Source organism: Vibrio sp. 10N.247.311.47 (genome assembly GCF_041467535.1).
Taxonomy (GTDB): domain Bacteria; phylum Pseudomonadota; class Gammaproteobacteria; order Enterobacterales; family Vibrionaceae; genus Vibrio; species Vibrio crassostreae_C.
Window position 1 is genome coordinate 233,055 of record NZ_JBFSUR010000002.1, and the last position, 18,355, is coordinate 251,409.

The window sequence follows — 18,355 nt, forward strand, 5'->3', positions numbered from 1 at the left end:
TCATGCTCGCAGAGCCGTTAACTCGGTATCTTGAACCCCAATCATTGATATGCATTGCCGTGGTTTGAGCGCGGCGTATTGTCTCAACGATGCCCTCATTATTTTGGTGACGCACTCATGAACCTCTCCCAGATTGACCTGAATCTTCTTTTCGTTCTTAAGCATTTACTCGAAGAAAAACACGTCTCTAATACCGCAATGTCTCTGAACATGAGCCAGTCTTCGGTAAGTCGTACGCTACAAAAAATGCGTACCTTCTTTGATGATGAGCTGCTGGTACGTAAGAAGTATGGCTATGAGCTGACCCCAAAAGCAGAGTCGATTAAAGACGATATCAACACCGTTATTACTAACCTGGAAAAGTTGGTTCATAAGCAGTCGTTTGACCCAAGCAAGGTTGATAGTACTGTGAAATTTTATGGCTTACTGCCTCAAATTAATACCTTAATGCCCAAGGTGATCGCTAAGATCCGCAAAGAAGCGCCGAACATGATCGTGAGTTTAGATTCTGCGCCCAAGCGTCATTTCGAAGCCTTGGTCGCAGGTGATGTGCACTTTGCCTTATCTTCGCATCAGCCGCCTTCTGCTGAGCAAAATATCTATCGTATGACAGTGGCGAAGCGCACGTTCCGTTTGTTGATGAGCCGAGAGCACCCATTGGCGAATGAAACTCTGACCCCACAAAAGCTGGCGGAATATGATTTTGGCCAAGTCTCTCTACAAGGTGAGAAAAGGCTTTCTTTCGAACACAAATACCAAGAACTCGGTTTAGCCAATAAAAAGCAGCGCCTGTCTGCACCTGTGCAGTTGAGTAACTTCAGCTCGGCGCCAAGTATTGCTGCTGAAACCGACATCATCTTTCACCTTCCAACACCTTTTGCAGAAGCAGCGTGTCATGATCCCCGCCTGATCACCAGAGAAGTCCCAGAAGAACTCCACTTGAGCTTTCAAGAAGTTTATTTGTACTGGCACAAGCGATTTCATGATGACCCGATGTGTGAATGGGTACGTGAAATATTCAAAGACCTCTATGTAGGCAAAGATACGTACTCTTAAAAGAGAGTGACTTCTAGTTAAGTAAGCACCGAAATCTGAGTGATTTGAGAGCCGTTATTCGCAACATCATCAGTTTCATATCAAGCATAAGATGAAGGTAACTATCCCTCTGGCGGATAGCGATATTCTATTTTGGCGATAGCATTATGCTTGAAGCGAATGATTTACGCCGCTCTAATTGAGAATGATTATTAAATGCAATCTCAATTTAAGTAGAGCCAAGATGAACACTATTCAAACGTTTACTCGTTCCCCCCTTTCTAAGTCTATAGCTGCTGCGTGTTTTGTATTCCCTGTGATGGGCTTTGCTAACGAACAAGTAAATCAAGTTGATACCGAAGCTTTGACCATTGAAGCGACGACTATGGAAACCATGGTTGTGACAGCAGCTGGTTATGAGCAGGTTGTCACTGAAGCGCCAGCGTCGATCAGCGTGATTACTTGTGAGCAGCTGGAAAACCGATCGTATAAAGATCTGACAGACGCGCTGCGTGATGTACCTGGTGTGATAGTGACAGGTGGTGGTTCGAGCCAAGACATTTCAATACGTGGTATGCCTGCAGAATACACGGCGATTTTGGTCGATGGACGCAAGCAGTCTGGCCGTGAAACACAACAAAACAGCAGTGGTGGCTTTGAGCAAGATTGGCTACCACCTCTAAGCGCGATTGAGCGAGTTGAAGTCGTGCGTAGCCCAATGTCGACGCTTTACGGTTCAGACGCGATTGGCGGTGTGATCAACATTATCACTCGTAAAGATTATCAAGAGTGGTATGGCAGCGTACGTGGTGAAACAACACTGCAAGAGAACTCAGACTCGGGCAATTCATATCAAAGCCAAGTGCATCTAGCGGGCCCTCTTATTGATGGCTTGTTGAGTGCTTCTTTCTCTGGTTTATATCAAGAGCGTAAGGAAGATGAGATTCTTTACGGATACGGAGGCAAAACATTAGAGAGTTACCGTGGCGCACTACACTTGACGCCTACGGATGACGATACTTTCTCGTTTGATTACACCTATCACGATCAAGAACGAGTGACGACGGATGGAAAATCGAAAACCACAGATTCTGAGCGTGTGAACAATCGTCAATCATTGGGCCTATCTCACTCAGGCAACTACGACTGGGGCTCGGGCACTTCATACATCAACAATGAAACGGTTGAGAATGAAGGCGGAGAAATGGAAGTGGAAAACCTGACTCTGATCTCACAATGGTCTATGCCTGTGCTGAGGCGCACTACCTAACTATCGGCTTCAACTATACACGTCAGGAGCTGACAGATTCTGCAGAAGATCATGTCTTCAAAAATAACCAATGGTCACTGTTTGCGGAAGATGAATGGTACATCACCGATTCTTTTGCTCTAACAACTGGCCTCAGATTTGATCAAAATGACGTGTTCGAGTCTCATCTGAGCCCTCGCGTTTATGGTGTGTGGAGTGTCGACTCATATTGGACAGTGAAAGGCGGTGTTTCAACGGGTTATCGAGCACCAGGCTTAACTGAGATGGAAGCGGGTTGGGCGCAAGAAAGTTGTGGTGGCGACTGCTCGGTTTACGGTAATCCTGATCTAAAAGCCGAGACGTCAGTGAACAGTGAAATGGGCGTGTACTTTGTTGGCGATGCCGATTTAAGCTCGAACTTCACCGTGTTCTACAGTGACTTTAAAGACAAGATCGACAAGAAAGAGCTGAGCACTAACTGTGGCCGACGTGGTTGTGATTCTACCTACGTGAACATTGAAGACGCGATTACTTACGGTGCTGAATACACGATAAACAAAGGCATTACTGAGGCGATTTCTGTCGGTTCGACGTATACCTATACACATACTGAGAAGCAGTCTGGTGAAGATGAGGGTAAGCCACTAACACAAGTTCCTGAGCATTTAGTTACCGTAAATGCAGATTGGCAAGTACGTGATGATGTCCAATCTTGGATGCGAGTGACATATCGTGGCAAAGAGTCAGAACCGACAACGAGTAGTTCAAGAACACAATACGAAGCGCCATCAATTACTTATGTTGACTTAGGTGCCAACTGGTATGTGCAAAAGAACCTTAAGGTGATGGCTGGTATCTACAACCTATTTGATGAACAAACCGATTACGAAGAGTTTGGCTACGTTGAAGATGGTCGTCGTTACTGGTTAGCAGCAGAAGCGTCATTCTAGATAAGAGGTTCATAATGAAAAAGATAACAAAATTACTGATGCTTTCATTTGTTGGATTATCGGCTGCTAATGCTAATGCTAATGCTAATGCTAATGCTAATGCTAATGCGGTATATACAGTAGAAAAGGACATCTTGTTTAAGACGGTAGAAGCACGAGAGATCAAGCTTGATCTCTACCTTCCCAAAACAGAAGCAAAGGTTGATGGAAAATATCCGTTGCTCGTTTGGGTACATGGCGGTGCGTGGAAGCGTGGCACTAAAGACGATATTCCGACTAAAAACCCGTTGTTGCTTAATTCTGTTTTGGATGAAGGTTATGCGTTGGCTGCGGTCGATTATCGTTTAAGTGGCGAAGCAACTTTCCCAAAACCAGTCGCGGATATTAATGATGCTATTAACTATCTTCATGACCATGCTAACAAGTACAATCTTGCCGCCGATAACGTGGTTATGATGGGGCGTTCAGCTGGTGGTCATTTAGCGGGATTGGTCGGCGCAAGTAATACGCACGGTGACATTAGCTTTTACTCAGAACCTAAGTATCGAGTGGCTGGAGTTGTAAGCTTTTTTGGCCCGACGGACCTGCTGGAACTAGGTAATAAAGGGAACAGACCAACCAGTAAAAAGTCGTCGGTGTCACGCTTTTTAGGTGATATCCCGAGTGAAGTACCAGAGCTAGCGGCACAAGCTTCAACGACCAGTTATATAAACAGTGATGCTCCGCCTTACATTCAGTTCCATGGAACACTGGATAAGCGAGTGCCTTTAGCGCAAAGCCAGATCCTCAAACATGCTTTGGACAAGTACGGCATTGAGAATCAGCTGTTTATCGAGGAGGGTGTTGGTCATAGTGCTCCAATTTTTGATACCGATAAGTATGTACCGCATGTGATTGCGTTTTTAAAGCGACATTATCCAATTAAATAATCTCTACTTTTGTGACGTTACAACGCGCTAGAAAGCATTCATTGAGCCATTTAAAGCCAAGTTGATCACTAAGGTTCAACTTGGCTTTTTTATTGGAAGCTTTCATAAGTATCTGGATTCATTTCTAACTTCCCTTTTATGATTCGATCGTCATTTATTAGATCGAACAAAACCGTGTTCACCTTCGATAATCGAGTTATTCATCAGTTAAAGGTGGTGGTTATTGTGTGTTTCATCACGCTTTGTTCGTAACTGACTCTAGCTTATCGACGACCTTGATAAAGGCTTCAATGTGCGCGATACACTATTTTTCGCCCATTAATCAATTTCACTTGTGACAAAGTTATCAGAATTATGCATTTTCGGTAACGTTCCCGAAATTATCGATCTATCATCCACTCAGATACAAAAGTGAAGTAATCAACACGACTGATTTCTATTTCTTCTTCGATATAGAGCTTATACATCAAAAGTATAAGCCGAAATGTGCTTACGAATTGTTTTGGGAACGTTTGCAAATAATCCAAAACAATTAACGTGAGAACATCAGAATGAAACGACACATTTTAGCGGTTGCTGTAACAATGGGGCTAATGACTACATCGGTATTAGCAAGTGAAGACGTTGCAGCATTAGAGCAACGTATTAATGAATTAGAACAAAGGGTTGCACAAACAGAGCAGGTCTCTACCGAGGCCAATGAAAAGGCTTCTTCGTTTGAGTTTCACGGCTATGCTCGCTCTGGGTTATTGATCAACGACGACCTAAACGGCGCGACAGGTACTGGTCCTTACATGACAGCGGCGGGTGCCATTGGAGCTCCAATTGGACGTCTTGGTGTTGAAGATGATCATTACGTTGAAGCGAACTTGATTCATAAGCGATTTGCAGACGATGGCTCTAGTGCTTTGTTTCGCATCATGTTGGCCGACAGTACTGAGACAAATAACGAGTGGACTGCCAGCGAAAGCCAGTTGAATGTGCGACAAGTGTATTCAGAACTGAACCGTCTGAGCATGTTCTCTGAATCTGAAGCGTTTTCTGAAGCAACGTTTTGGGCGGGTAAACGATTCGATCGCGACAACTTTGATATTCACTTTTTCGATTCGGATATTGTCTTCTTATCAGGTACTGGTGCGGGCGTTTATGACGTTCAGATGAGCGACAACTGGAAAGCGAATTTCTCTATTTATGGCCGAGATTTTGGTGAGATTGATAGCTCGTCAACAGATGTAGAAAACTACATTGCAACTATGAATAACCGTATTGGCCAATGGCAAGTGATGTTGAGCGGTATGACCTCATCAGACAACGATAGCCGCCTAAATGGCGCAGCTGAAAGCGGTGTACACGCAATGTTTGCGTACCATGGAGACAACTTCTTTGGTCTGAGCGAAGGCTTCTCTAAAACGGGTATGTTAGTGGGTAGTGGCCTAGGTGCAGAGCTAAAAGGCATCGGTTCAAATGGTGATCTACTGGATGACGCGAAAGCCGTTCGCCTGTTTAGCTACGGTGTCACTCGCATTGGCGACAACTGGCGCTTAGCACCTGCATTAATGGCAGAGCATAGCCAAGATCGTTTGAAGAAGAATGACGAGTTCACATGGGCTTCTTTAAACGTTCGATTAGCTCAAGAGTTCACAGAGAACTTTGAGATGGTTTACGAAGGTTCATTGCAATACATGGATTTAGACAACTCGACAGAGCAAGCGAGCGGCGGTTTCTACAAAGCGACAGTTGCACCAACACTCAAGCTTTCAACTAGCACTGGTTTCTTTGATAGGCCTGAACTGCGTTTCGCTGTGAGCTATGTGGATTGGAGTGAAGACCTGAATGGTTACTCGATTAGCACTGAAGCAGATGCTGCAACGATGGGAGAGGGCGGCGAGGTTCTGTTTGCACTGCAGATGGAAACTTGGTTCTAATTGCTTGATATATCGTTTAGATAGAGAGTGTTACTCATGATGTGATAGTCGCATCACCAAATGCCAACCTTATCGTTTCAACTCGAAGGTTGGCATTTTTTATCTTGGGATAACCTGATCTCTGAAATAAATCGCTAGCAAGACTCTCGGTCAATAGTGGTGAAGGTCAACACCATTTTACTCATTTCAAAGCCTTTTTTCTCAATACGGTCGAGTAGCAGCTTGGCTCCATTTTCTCCCGCTTTATCAAACGCATAGTTAAACGTAGACAGCGTTGGTGTGCATACTGAAGCAAGTTCATCATCACCCACGCCGAGTACCAAGACATCCTTTCCTGGAACGAGGCCCGCTTCTTGAATTGCTCTGATCGCACCGATTGCGATACGGTCAGTGGCGCAGAATAGGCCGTCGAGCTTGGTGTGCTCCTTGAGATACTGCTTCGCCAGTTGGTAACCTGATTCTATGGTGAAGTCGCCACGGGCGTGAAATTGCAGTGTGAGGTCGTTAAATTGAAGCGATTGAGCGAAGCCTTCCGATCTCATCTTATCAACCGCAATATCATCACCTTGCACACCGATGAATCCCATATGCTTACAAGCTTTCGCTATGAGGCGATTACCCGCTTCAAACCCTACGCGAGTGTCGTCGTGCACAATGCTTGGGATGTTAAACATTGACCCGTCTTGACCAACCAATACCACGGGTACGGCAGAGCTTTGAATCGCTTTGACTAATTGGTTGTCGAGGTGGGTCGCGTACAGGATGATACCTTCAACACGCCTCTGGTTAAATATCTGAATATATTCAAGTTCTTTATGGTGTGTTTGGTGTGTGCTCGCTAATAATACATGCTTGCCCGCTTGCTCTAAGACGGCGGTTAAACCATCGACACCCTGAGAGGTGGCATGGGAAGAAACCCTAGGAACAATCACGCCAACCAGGTTGGTTTTTTGGGACTTTAAGTCTTTAGCGACTTGGTTTGGGAGATAGCCACACTCTTCAACCGCTTTACGCACCTTCACCTTGGTCGCGTCTTTTACGCCATACTCATCATTGATTACTCTTGAAACCGTCGACTTGGAAACTCCAGCGAGACGAGCGACATCATGAAGACTAGCCATTATTCATTATCCAATTGTAATTTTAGTTTTGGGATTGTTTGCAAACAGAGCATCAAATTTACCTGTTATTAGGGGATTTTAACCCTGTCTTCTTATCCTAGGGAGATAATTTGAAGATCATTCTCACACTATTGAGCAGTTATCTTTGATCATTTGTTATTTCTAGGCAAAAATTTGTTTTGCAAACGTTCCCGAAAATTCAAAAGCTCAAATGATAATCCAATGGGGTATGTAATGAATTATCCAAAAATAGCAAAAGAGCTGCTTTCTCTATTAGGTGGTAAAAGTAATATCACCGCACTCGCACACTGCGCGACTCGTCTGCGTCTTGCGGTTGCAGACCAAGATAAAATTGATGAACAGGCGATTGATAACCTAGAAGGGGTTAAGGGCCAGTTTAAAGTGGCAGGTCAATATCAGATCATCTTTGGCTCAGGCATCGTAAACCAAGTTTATGCTGAGTTGGCTAAGCTGACTGAAATGACGGAAATGTCGACCAACGATGTGGCGTCTGCAGGTGCTGACAACCAAAATATCCTGCAACGCGCGGTGAAAGGCCTGTCTGATATTTTTGTACCAATCATTCCGGCGATTGTTGCTGGTGGTTTGTTGATGGGTATCTACAACCTATTGACGGCTCAAGGCTTATTCATTGATGGCAAATCTTTAATCGACGCTAATCCGGGTTTGACCGACTTAGCAAACATGATCAATACATTTGCTAATGCTCCTTTTGTGTACTTACCTATTTTATTAGCATTTTCAGCGAGTAAGAAGTTTGGTGGTAACCCATACCTTGGCGCGGCTTTAGGTATGTTGATGGTTCACCCAGACTTGCTTAACGGCTGGGGCTTCGGTGGCGCATCAGTGTCGGGCAGCATTCCGGTTTGGAACATTTTAGGTTTCGAAATCGAGAAAGTAGGCTATCAAGGTTCAGTACTACCCGTTCTTGTTTCTGCGTTTATTCTAGCGAAAGTTGAGCTTGGGCTGCGTAAAGTTATTCCTTCGGTTCTGGATAACTTGCTAACGCCGCTATTGGCGATTTTCATAACTGGTTTGTTAACATTCACGATTGTTGGTCCATTTACTCGTGATATCGGCTTCCTGCTTGGTGACGGCCTAAATTGGTTATACAACAGTGCTGGCTTCATTGGCGGTGCGGTGTTTGGTTTGATTTATGCGCCGTTTGTTATTACTGGTATGCACCATAGCTTTATTGCTATTGAAACTCAGCTGCTTGCGGATATCGCAACGACTGGCGGTACGTTCATCTTCCCTATCGCGGCGATGTCTAACGTGTCACAAGGTGCAGCGGCACTGGCGGTTGGTTTCATGAGTAAAGATAAGAAAATGAAAGGTATCGCGATTCCTTCTGGTGTGACTGGCTTGCTTGGTATTACTGAACCTGCAATGTTCGGTGTGAACTTGAAGCTTCGCTATCCATTCATTGCTGCGGTTTGTGCCGCTGCGATTTCAAGCGCGTTTATCACGATGTTCAATGTGAAAGCACAAGCACTGGGTGCGGCGGGTATTCCTGGCATCATCTCAATATCACCAGAAAAGATTGGCTACTACGTGGTAGGTATGATTATCGCGTTCGTGACTGCCTTTGCTCTGACCGTTGTTTTAGGTCTGCGCGAGCGCAGCAAGCAAAACATTAAAGCAACAGCTTAACGTTTCTCCCTAGAAGTGAAGCCCCCCTTTTCACTTCATTTCCTAAGCTTTGGGGTGCTAGCTAGGTGATTTGGCTTAGCTAGCCTTTTTATATTTTTACATGACAGCGTGAAGTGTCACCTTGCTTTTGGTTGCTACTGCTTTCGATTGCCATCGCTTTCGGTTGTCATGATTTTCAGTTTTAAGGTAAGAAAGATGAATCAAGTTTGGGTAACTGGAGACGCCGTCGTCGACCTCATTCCGGAGACTGACGCGACATTATTGAAATGTCCGGGCGGTGCGCCTGCTAATGTCGCGGTAGCGATTTCTCGCCTTTTAGGCAAAAGCGCATTTTTTGGCCGAGTGGGTAACGATCCGTTTGGCACTTTTATGGAAGTGACTCTGCAAAAGGAAGGTGTGAATACCGAGCGTTTGGTGAAGGACCCTGAACAACGCACGTCAACCGTGGTGGTCGATCTTGATGACCAAGGCGAGCGTAGCTTTACGTTTATGGTTAAGCCAAGTGCCGACCAGTTTATGTCTGTTGCAGACATTCCCGAATTTAAGAAAAACGAGTGGCTACACGTCTGCTCGATCTCTTTGGCTAATGAACCAAGCCGAAGCAGTACCTTCGAAGCGATCCGACGTATGAAAGCCGCGGGCGGTTACATCAGCTTCGATCCAAACCTTCGTGATGAAGTGTGGCAAAACCCATCTGAAATTAAGTCTGTGGTCATGAAAGCGGTTGAATTGGCTGATGTGGTTAAATTCTCAGAAGAAGAACTGGATTTCTTAACCGATTCAACTTCGATGGAACAAGGTTTGGCTAACATTGCAGATCTTAACAACACGCTTGTTCTGGTTACGCAGGGCGCGAAAGGCGTTTGGCGAGTATTTGAAAACCAAGGTGTGTTGATTTCAGGTCGCTCAGTGACGCCAGTGGATACCACGGGGGCAGGCGATGCTTTTGTTGGCGGTTTGCTTGCAAAGCTTTCTCAAGATGATGAGTGGAACAATCAACAAGTCGTCGATTCTGCAATTCAGTGGGCGAATGGGTGTGGTGCACTGGCGACCACGCAAAAAGGCGCAATGACCGCACTTCCAACGCAAGAAGCTCTTACTCAGTTTATTCAAAAAGACTCTTCAAATACGAATGCCGTAGAGGAGAGTGTATGAGTTTGAACTCGAACTGGACAGTAGAGCAAAGATATCGCCGTATAGAAGATATTTCTCTAGAGAGTATTGATGCGATGGTAGAGCTTCGCAAACAAGACTCTGGCTATCCAAGCTACCATATTGCGCCTAAGTTTGGTCTGCTTAATGATCCGAATGGTCTGTGTTTCTTTAATGGTGAACACCACCTATTTTACCAATGGACGCCAGTTGGCCCCGTCCATGGTATGAAGTACTGGTACCACCTTTCTACCAAAGACTTCGTTCATTTCGAAGACCACGGTATTGGCTTGCACCCAGACCAAGATTACGACTCTCACGGTGTTTACTCTGGTGGTGCATTGGTTGAAAACGACAATGCATTGTTGTTTTTTACAGGTAACAAGCGCGATGGAAATTGGTTGCGAGTGCCAACTCAATGTTTTGCCAAGATGTCTGCTGACGGCAAAATAGAAAAGCACGGCGTGGTTATCGAAAACGATCACTACACCGAACATTTCCGAGACCCAAAAGTGTGGAAACAGGGCGGCGATTATCTGATGGTTGTGGGTGCTCAAACGCCTCAAAATACTGGCTCTATGGCGCTATATTGCAGCCGAGACCTGATGAATTGGCAGCACAAAGGTCCAATTCAAACTCGTTACAACAACCTTGGCTATATGTGGGAATGCCCAGATTTCTTTGAAATAGAGAATCAGTCGGTGATGCTGTTTTCTCCACAAGGTGTGTCTAGCGAAAATCCATACGATTTCAAAAATATCTACTCGGTGGCTTATATCGTCGGTGACCGCCTAAATCTCGATTCGGTAGAACTGGAAAACCACCAAGATATTGCGCAGCCAGATTATGGCTTCGATTTCTATGCACCACAGACTTATTTAGATGATACAGGCCGCCGTATTCTGATTGCTTGGATTGGTCTGCCTGAGATTGATACACCATCTAATGAGTATCAGTGGGCGGGCATGTTGTCGTTACCACGCGAACTTCAAATCCAAGATGGCTATCTTGTTCAGTCTGCTTTACCTGAATTGAAAGCGCTACAGGGTGAAGCTGTGGTGGTTGAAAATGCTCTTGAATTGGATACAACCAGCTTCATGGTTGAGCTCGAAACGGATACTGACGAGTTTGAGTTTACACTTACTAACGTTGCGGGTGATAACATCGTATTCAGTGCTACAGAAAAGGAGTTCATGCTTGATCGCAGTAAGATGTCTCAGCTCTACGCGGAAGAGTTTGGCTCAGTGAGAAAAGCACCGAGGTTGAGCACCAAGCAAATCATCGAGGTTTATGTTGATAAGTCAGTGATCGAAATCTTTATCAATGGCGGTAAGCACACAATGACCAGCCGTTTCTTCATTGATGACTTGAGTTCATTGTCGATGACTGGTGACGTGAACACCGTTTATCACTCGATGAACCCAATTAAAGGGTTGGACAACTAACCTCCGCTTATCTCCATCAAGAAAGCCGCTGATCAACAGCGGCTTTTGTTTGGTCTGCGACATCAGTATTGTGCTAACTCTTTGACCTTGTCCATTCCCCGTAGCCCTGAATCTCAAGTCCATTTAGAACAAACAACCAACGCTAAGGTCGAATGTTATTGAAACTGACCTTCTGCGTTCCGTCATCTTTATTCAATAGCTCCACCACATCGCCTTGATAGTAATACGGTTCCATTGGCATCTCGCTGTTGGTCGGCCTTGCGTAATGCAATACTGCTGGCTTCGCGTCAACTTGCTGTGCGTATAGATAGCCAATCAGCGCATGTTCAAACTGGTGATAACCGTTGCCCCAATGGAAAGCTTTGGTGCGTTTTGGCTCAAGCCCGACACCGCCGTATTTATGGTCGACCCATACATCATGAAAAGTGGGTAGGGTGTATTGCAGGACGTCTTTCATTGAATCATCGACAAGTGAAACCGTCATTGCTGCTTGATCAAGCTCCGCCCATTCCCATGATGAAGCCCAATTTGTGTTTGGTCTGCTTTGCCAGCCAGTTATCTCTTGTCCTTTCCACGCTTTCTGAAGTTCTTCGCCATAATATTGGGATACACTCACGAAATTTTTCTGATATTGCGCATGAATGAGAGTGTGTTTCATCCCTTTGATGCCAAACTCTTTCCATTCAGAGTTATTCAATGTTTGGCCTGTAAGGTAAGTCATCCAATACGCTTTGATGGTGTGCCCAAAATCGTTGTGATTAGCATTCGACATCTTGGCGGCTTTGCTGTGAATGGCCCCGTAGAAGCGTTGTTCATCTTCAGAGTGGTAGTGCTCGACCATGGTTTGTGTCAGCCAACTTAGATCATCAAGCCATCTTGTCTTGGTGGGCTCTTTTAGCAGGGGAGCGACTAACAACAGGTAACCGTTAATCTGATCAAGTTGCGCGACCAGTTCACGCTGTGTGGCTTTGCCATCTTCACCATCCGCAAGTACCCAAGCAAGACCGCTGTTGTCGCTAAGTCGATATTTATCAAAGATAAAAGCTTGTTGTGCGATGAGTGCTTCTTCTACCTTTTTGTCTTGAGTCAGGTAGTAGTACATGGCAAGGCCAACTAATGCATACGCTTGATCTTGAGAAGTACGCTGCTGCCAATTTTGGCCTACTTTTCCCTCTTTTGTGTAGCCGATAAAGCCGCCGTTTTGCTTATCTTCTAGCTGATCAATGATGTAGTAGGCTCCTTGCTTGGCAAGCGCTAAAGCCTGCTTATCGCCACTAAGGTGGTAGAGCACGCCATAGGCATAAGTTTGACGTGACTTCATCCGCGTAAACTCTTTGCCAAAGTGTGGCGTGATCCAGCCTTTGTTTAGTTCATGGCACACATCAGAAACATCGAGCAAGGTACCGTCATCACAGCGGAAAGTAGGGAAGTTTCCTACCGGTTCTCCTTGAGCGCTAGGCATTAACCAATAAGGTGCAAGCCCTTCAGTCGCATGGTTGAGCCACTCTTCTCCAGAAGGAAGATGGGCGTTGGCAGATACGGCGAAGCTAGTAATACTGAGTAATGCGATCGTTGCTCGTAACATGATGTTTATCTTAACTATTTGAATTTCTTTGAATATAAACAATCACATCTGCACATTGTGATTAGGCGATCACAATCGACCAAATTAATAAGGTTTAGATAAAAGCTCACAGACTAGTGAGCTTTGGAAGGGTGTCTTGTATTTTATACTGGCTTGCCCGCCTCATCTTCTTCAACCACATCGGTTTCTAAGCTTGCCTCTGCCAGCCATTTTTGTATTGATGGACTGTTAAGCACACCTTGTTGATACTGCGATGCCTTTTCGGAAAGTTGTATTCCATAGGTTTCTACGCGCAATGCGACGGGTGCAAACATCGCATCGGCAATCGACCATTCACCAAATAACCATCCCTCTGGGTATTGTTCCATTTGTGCAGACCATATTGCATCAATACGAGCGATGTCTTTCAGTGCGTCTTCACTCAGTGTGAGCTTTCGTTGTGCGCGGCAGTTCATCGGCATTTCATTTCTGACGGCAAAGAACCCAGAGTGCATCTCGGCGGAAATTGCTCGGGCATGGGCGCGTTCTTTCACTGAGCTAGGCCACGCTGCACCGTCCAAATAGGCATCGTTAACGTATTCGAGAATCGCCAATGAATCCCACACCGCAACATTACCATCAACTAGGGTTGGAACCTTGGCCGTTGGCGTCACTTTCGCCAGAGTGTCGTAAAAATCAGAGGTGAACAGCTTGAGCTTGATGACTTCTGCATTCAGGTTGTAGTTGTCGAATATTAGCCATGCGCGCAGTGACCAAGTTGAGTAGTTCTGGTTTCCAATATAAAGCTGCATCGTTGCTTCCTTGCGTTTGGTGAGTATGCTTTTGAGCTTAGGGGATTGTATTGCGGCGCACTAACGGATAATTTTGATGCAATACATTAACAAAAACGATGGGTGGTGATTTCAATATGGATATTGATGCTTTGCGAGGCTTTCTCGCGTTTGTAGAAACCAGTAGTTTCACTCGTGCAGCGAAACAGATAAATCGCACCCAATCGGCATTCAGTGCTCAGATGCGTAAGTTGGAAGAAGAACTCAACGTCACTCTTTTCCAGAAAGAAGGACGTAATTTAATACTGACTGAAGCTGGCTTAGCGCTGCGATCTCATGCCGAACAGTTGGTCGCCCTTCACAATACCGCACTTAAGCAAGTAAAGCGTTACGAAGACAAACAACCTCTGCGACTCGGCTGCCCTGAAGACTACAATGACACCATTCTGCCGAAAGTGATTCGCCTGTTGCAGAAAGCAGAACCCACCTGTTCAATCCAAATATTCAGCCTGCCCAGCATTACGCTGAGAGAGTGGTTGGATGACGGCAGGCTTGATGCGGCGATTGTCACCCGAGCGCCCGATAGTGAAGAGGGTTACTGGCTCACTCATGATATCGGAGTATGGATAAGCAGCCCTGATTATGTGTTCGATGAGTCTAAACCAGTGCCATTAGCCTTGTTTCAGACCGATTGTAAGTACCACGCCGCGGCAGTGAATGGCTTAACCAAGCAGGGCACGCCTTATCAGTTATTGGCGTGTAGCAATACTGCTTCAGCGCAGCGAGCGATCGTTAAAGCTGGATTAGCCATTGGCGCGATGGGTAAGCTGAGCGTGACTTCAGATTTGAGAATCCTCGATGATATGCCACCGTTGCCTTCGGTCGATATTGTGCTGATCCTAGCGACCAAGCATCACCCGGTATTGGATAAAGAAGTGCTCAATCAACTTGTGGAGTTGGGTTCTGATTAGGCTTCTTCTTCGATGGCCTGACATGGCGAGCCAAAATACGGCTACGTTCTTGTTTTACCTCAGTCAGTTTTCGCCACGACCATAAACGCACCCGGGCTTCTCTGGCACTAGTGTCGAGATCGACGACTGGGTTCAGGTAAGGGGAATCTGGTTTGAGCTCATGCATCATCATTTCCATAGGCGTCATCTTCCAAGGCTCAAACAAAAGTGGAGTGGGTATGTCTGAAAGTTCTGGCACCCATTTACGAATGAAGTCTCCATCTGAATCGTGCTCTTGCGCTTGCTTAGTCGGATTGTAAATTCGGATAGTGTTGATTCCTGTAACCCCAGCTTGCATCTGAAACTGTGGGTAGTGAATACCAGGTTCAAAATCGAGAAACAGCTGCGCTAAGTGAGTGACGCCATCACGCCAGTCCATATTCATATGATGAGTGAGAAAGCTCACCAGCATTGAGCGCATACGGAAATTAATATAGCCCGTATGATGCAGGCAGCGCATACAGGCGTCGACCAATGGCACGCCTGTTAATCCCGCCTTCCATACCTCCAAACGTGTTGGATCTTTTACCGTCTCATTCTGCAATAACGTCTCGTAGGCGTGGTTGATGCAGCGAAATTCCATCTCGCATTCCGATTCAAACTTCTGCATGAAATGACAGTGCCAATGAAGCCTTGAAGAAAGGGCAATTAGGCTGCGACGAAACCCTGCAACGTGCCAGTGTCCCAACAGATGTTGATAAACTTCACGCAGCGATATGTTGCCCCAAGCCAAATACGGAGATAGGCGAGTACAGGCATGGCGTGACGCTTCTGGGCTTGAGATACTGCGGTAGTAATCGCGACCGCGGCGTTCAAAGAAGTCATGCAAAGTTTCCCAAGCCAGTGCGCTGCCGCCCGTTTGTATGCCGTTACTTTTGGTTAACCATGCTTGTGGAGGATTTATTGCCAAACCAAGTTCTTCAGCATCAAGGGTATACAGCGACTCTGTGGTCAACTGGCTTTGTGCTATGGGAGCACGCATGAGCCTGTTCCAGTGCTTGTCCCAACCGATTCGATCTTTTGACCCTCTTACAACGGCGCCCTGTGCGAACTCTTGCCACTGGATGTTGTGCTCTTGAAACCAGTCAGATATTTGCTTGTCACGCTCAAAGGTGCAATTTAAGCCTATCTCTTGGTGTGAGAATACACTTTGGATGTGGTAACGAGATTGAATCGCTTCGAAGCAGTCCATAGCACTGCCATGGAGTATTGAAATCTGATTTCCATGCTCTCTTAATGACTGGTTCATGCATTGCAGTGATTGCCAAACAAACCGCCAATGTCGCTCAGAATAGTGGGCATTGTTTAACAGCATGGGTTCGAAAATGTAGAGCAATATCGTTGGGTGTTGATCTGATAAAGCGTGTCGTAAAGGTGCGTGGTCGGTGAGTCTTAAATCGCGCTTTAGCCACACTATGTTGATTGTTTGCATCTGAGCCCTCGTTCGTTTTGAAGCACTACGAGTTAGAGGGCAAAATGTCTCACTAGAAGTGAATTTATTTATTGATAACGAAAGAGCGGGCCAGGATCATCCATGTTGATTATTGGAGGATTCCCAAGCTTTTCAATTTTCGATAAATGGTATTGCGGCTGATACCGAGTATTCTCGAAGTCTTACTTATGTTGCCTTGGTTGGCTTGATAGGTTTGCAGCAAGGTTTCTTCAACGGTACTTCTTAAATCGTTACTCGCTGTACCTTTGATGGCATTAGGAGTCATTAGCTGATGCTGATTATCGTGTGCTAATGACGTGAGATGTTGAGCAAGGTGGCTGGGCACATGCTCGAGTGTGAGTTGGGGTTCATCACTTGCTAATAGAGCAGCAACCTTAAGTAAGTTGTCTAATTCGCGGATATTACCCGGCCAAGAATAGGCGCACAGTAAGCTCATCAAGTGCGGGCAGATTGTCTGTTCGTCTTCGGCGTATTTACGATGAATGTGCTCGATTAAAGCGTGCTTGTCTTGTCGGTGTTGTAGGCTTGGCAAGGTGAAGGCTAAGCCATTGAGTCTGTAATACAGGTCTTGCCTAAACTCACCTGTTGCGACTAACTGCTCGAGGTTTTTGTGAGTTGCAGCGATGATCTGACAATCGACTTGATAGCTTTGATTAGAACCAACTGGCACCACGGATTTGTCTTGCAGAACATGCAGTAGTCGGCACTGAGCTTCTAAAGGCATGTCGGCGATCTCATCTAGAAATAGAATCCCTTTATCTGCTTGACGGATCTTACCTTGGAAGCCCTTGTGGCTTGCTCCCGTAAAGGCGCCCGGCGCGTAACCAAACAGTTCAGATTCGATAAGGTCTTTAGGCAGCGCGCCACAATTTACCGCTACCAAGGGCGAAGACTTACGCTGGCTTTGCTTGTGCAGCGCTTTAACAAACTCGCCTTTGCCAACTCCTGTTTCTCCTAAGATCAACAAACTGATCCCTTTATCGATTACCTTGTTGGCTTGCTGCCAAGCGTGTTCGATTTGTTGCTCGCCATGGTGCAAATCACACGATGCTGAAATGGAGCGCGTGCGTTTGGTGGTTACAAGAAGTCGGGTATCGGCCGTGAGACACATAAGATGATGCTCGATCACTACCAAAATACTAAGAACCTGTTGATCAGCTACGATACTAACCCACTAGGATTTTTCTAAAATAGATAGGTTCTAGAACAGTCTATTAGGAAGTCACTAGCAACGAGATGGCTTAAACAATACAAGTAAAATGAAAAGCAAAACGCCAAGTTCTTATGAGCTTGGCGTTTTTATATTTGAATCGCTCTAGTTTTGCGAAAAGAAGATCTCGGGCTTGTGGACTGGGCCATAGTTGCCTTCTAACTGAGTGAGTTCTAATCCTTGTTTGCCTATCAAAGAGCCGACTAACTGGCGGTTGAACGGGTAGCTGTCGGGGTTGTTAATGTACTCTTCAACATCAATCCATTTAGCTTCTGCAATTTCATCTGTGTCTTGAATCGCAATCTCTTGAGTTTGAGCGATAAGGTGACAAACAAAGTAGAGGTTAGACTTTCCGAATTGATACGGGTGTCTCGTCGCCATGCCAACCACTGAAACGAACGTGGCTTCGATGCCAGTCTCTTCTAAGGTTTCTCGAACCACGGATTCTTCAATGCCTTCACCCAACTCAATATGACCGCCCGGTAATTTGTAGCCCGTCATGCCGTGTTCTTTAATCATCAGCACTTGGTTGTGTTCGTTAGTGATTAACGCGCCAGCACCCAAGGTGTGGGTCGGAATGAAAGGCACAAACTCTACAATCTCGGATTTGTGGATCAGCGTAATCTCGTCTTCTAAGCAGTTGTGAAACACAAAGCCAAGCTCAGTCGCCACCGGAATAAGGTGCGAGAGTGAAATAGGTAAGCTAATCCAAATGATGCCTTTGTTATTCTGCTTTGAAAATTCGGTGATCTCGCTGAGTTCGGCATTGAATGAGTCAACATCGTGAGGGGCTGTTGCTGGGTCAATGATGATGCCGTTAAATTTGTCGAGCGTAAATTCCACGGGT

Annotated in this window: 12 protein-coding genes and 2 pseudogenes; 8 read left to right on the plus strand and 6 right to left on the minus strand. The window is 45.7% G+C overall.

What is annotated here, in order from left to right; translation table 11 throughout:
* The first annotated feature begins 117 nt into the window (after nucleotides 1-117).
* From AB6E51_RS02625 to AB6E51_RS02640, 4 genes and pseudogenes are all read left to right on the plus strand, one after another.
* A complete protein-coding gene (locus tag AB6E51_RS02625; RefSeq protein ID WP_050620117.1) occupies nucleotides 118-1,056 on the plus strand; it encodes a LysR family transcriptional regulator in 939 nt (312 codons plus the stop codon).
* A gap of 298 nt (nucleotides 1,057-1,354) precedes the next feature.
* A pseudogene (locus AB6E51_RS02630) lies at nucleotides 1,355-3,234 on the plus strand (TonB-dependent receptor domain-containing protein).
* Nucleotides 3,235-3,248: 14 nt separating this feature from the next.
* A complete protein-coding gene (locus tag AB6E51_RS02635; protein WP_372057755.1) occupies nucleotides 3,249-4,163 on the plus strand; it encodes an alpha/beta hydrolase fold domain-containing protein in 915 nt (304 codons plus the stop codon).
* A gap of 551 nt (nucleotides 4,164-4,714) precedes the next feature.
* Nucleotides 4,715-6,088: a carbohydrate porin gene (locus AB6E51_RS02640; RefSeq protein WP_372057756.1), complete on the plus strand. Its 1,374-nt coding sequence runs from the start codon at nucleotides 4,715-4,717 to the stop codon at nucleotides 6,086-6,088.
* 134 nt (nucleotides 6,089-6,222) lie between these two features.
* On the opposite strand, the gene AB6E51_RS02645 is transcribed toward AB6E51_RS02640, so the two are convergent.
* Nucleotides 6,223-7,209: a LacI family DNA-binding transcriptional regulator gene (locus AB6E51_RS02645; protein WP_137002180.1), complete on the minus strand. Its 987-nt coding sequence runs from the start codon at nucleotides 7,207-7,209 to the stop codon at nucleotides 6,223-6,225.
* 234 nt (nucleotides 7,210-7,443) lie between these two features.
* Between AB6E51_RS02645 and AB6E51_RS02650 the strand changes: the two genes are divergently transcribed.
* From AB6E51_RS02650 to AB6E51_RS02660, 3 genes are all read left to right on the plus strand, one after another.
* Nucleotides 7,444-8,883 (plus strand): sucrose-specific PTS transporter subunit IIBC, encoded by a 1,440-nt coding sequence (locus tag AB6E51_RS02650; protein WP_017064972.1) that lies wholly within the window; start codon nucleotides 7,444-7,446, stop codon nucleotides 8,881-8,883.
* A gap of 195 nt (nucleotides 8,884-9,078) precedes the next feature.
* Nucleotides 9,079-10,038, plus strand: a complete 960-nt coding sequence (locus AB6E51_RS02655) for an aminoimidazole riboside kinase (RefSeq protein ID WP_017069758.1) — start codon at nucleotides 9,079-9,081, stop codon at nucleotides 10,036-10,038.
* Nucleotides 10,035-11,480: a sucrose-6-phosphate hydrolase gene (locus tag AB6E51_RS02660; protein WP_372057757.1), complete on the plus strand. Its 1,446-nt coding sequence runs from the start codon at nucleotides 10,035-10,037 to the stop codon at nucleotides 11,478-11,480. The genes AB6E51_RS02655 and AB6E51_RS02660 overlap by 4 nt, the downstream gene beginning before the upstream one ends.
* Nucleotides 11,481-11,622: 142 nt before the next feature.
* Here AB6E51_RS02660 and AB6E51_RS02665 read toward each other — a convergent pair whose 3' ends face one another.
* Both AB6E51_RS02665 and AB6E51_RS02670 read right to left on the minus strand, forming a co-directional pair.
* Nucleotides 11,623-13,065 carry an N-acylglucosamine 2-epimerase gene (locus AB6E51_RS02665; protein WP_372057758.1) on the minus strand — a complete coding sequence of 481 codons (1,443 nt, stop codon included), beginning with the start codon at nucleotides 13,063-13,065 and terminating at the stop codon, nucleotides 11,623-11,625.
* Nucleotides 13,066-13,208: 143 nt separating this feature from the next.
* The gene (locus tag AB6E51_RS02670) at nucleotides 13,209-13,856 is read right to left on the minus strand and encodes a glutathione S-transferase family protein (RefSeq protein WP_372057759.1); all 648 of its coding nucleotides are present in this window, start codon (nucleotides 13,854-13,856) and stop codon (nucleotides 13,209-13,211) included.
* 98 nt (nucleotides 13,857-13,954) lie between these two features.
* Here AB6E51_RS02670 and AB6E51_RS02675 point away from each other — a divergent pair, with 98 nt between their 5' ends.
* Nucleotides 13,955-14,806, plus strand: a complete 852-nt coding sequence (locus AB6E51_RS02675) for a LysR family transcriptional regulator (protein WP_372057761.1) — start codon at nucleotides 13,955-13,957, stop codon at nucleotides 14,804-14,806.
* On the opposite strand, the gene AB6E51_RS02680 is transcribed toward AB6E51_RS02675, so the two are convergent.
* The 3 genes and pseudogenes from AB6E51_RS02680 to AB6E51_RS02690 all read right to left on the minus strand — a co-directional run bounded on the left by AB6E51_RS02680 (nucleotide 14,775) and on the right by AB6E51_RS02690 (nucleotide 18,351).
* On the minus strand, nucleotides 14,775-16,277 hold the full coding sequence (locus AB6E51_RS02680) for an FAD-binding domain-containing protein (RefSeq protein WP_372057762.1): 1,503 nt from the start codon (nucleotides 16,275-16,277) through the stop codon (nucleotides 14,775-14,777). The two genes, AB6E51_RS02675 and AB6E51_RS02680, sit on opposite strands and share 32 nt — an antisense overlap.
* A 109-nt stretch (nucleotides 16,278-16,386) precedes the next feature.
* Nucleotides 16,387-17,376, minus strand: a pseudogene (locus tag AB6E51_RS02685) (sigma-54-dependent Fis family transcriptional regulator); the annotation flags it as partial.
* A 237-nt stretch (nucleotides 17,377-17,613) separates the two neighbouring features.
* Nucleotides 17,614-18,351, minus strand: coding sequence for an NUDIX domain-containing protein (locus tag AB6E51_RS02690; RefSeq protein ID WP_017071682.1), 738 nt, complete (start codon nucleotides 18,349-18,351; stop codon nucleotides 17,614-17,616).
* Between the last annotated feature and the right edge of the window lie 4 nt (nucleotides 18,352-18,355).